Annotated in this window: 1 protein-coding gene; it reads left to right on the top strand. The window is 61.8% G+C overall.

Translation table 11 applies throughout. The features are described from left to right. Positions 1-8 precede the first annotated feature (8 nt). Positions 9-450: DUF4158 domain-containing protein (locus OC373_RS18785; protein WP_261998285.1), on the top strand; the 442-nt coding region annotated here is incomplete at its 3' end.

Below are 450 nucleotides of genomic sequence, written 5' to 3' on the forward strand. Positions count from 1 at the left end.
CGGATCCAATGGCTACCCTTCACGAGACCGCCTACCCGCGACTGAAGCCTGATCCTACCGCCAAGGAACTGGAGGAGATCTACACCCCGAGCGCCGCTGAGATTGCATTTGCCAAGCAGCTGACCACCCAGCCGGGTCCGCAGCTGGCGGTACTGATCCATCTAAAGCTCTTCCAACGCTTAGGCTACTTCACGCTGTTGGCGGAGGTACCTGAGCGGATCCGGCAGCACATCGCCAAGGCCGCCCGTCTCGGGCGTGTGCTGGCCTCTGACCAGCTCGATCGCTATGACAGCTCTGGCAGCAAACGCCGGCACATGCCGCAGCTTCGGCAGTTCATTGGGGTACGCCCGTTGGACAAATCTGGGTTGTCTTGGCTGGACACAGTGGCCACCGCCGCAGCCCAGACCAAGCACACCATCCCGGACATCGTGAACGTCCTGCTCGAAGAGC

The sequence above is a fragment of the Stenotrophomonas sp. Ste96 genome (assembly GCF_024519495.1).
In the GTDB taxonomy this organism is placed as follows: domain Bacteria; phylum Pseudomonadota; class Gammaproteobacteria; order Xanthomonadales; family Xanthomonadaceae; genus Stenotrophomonas; species Stenotrophomonas bentonitica_A.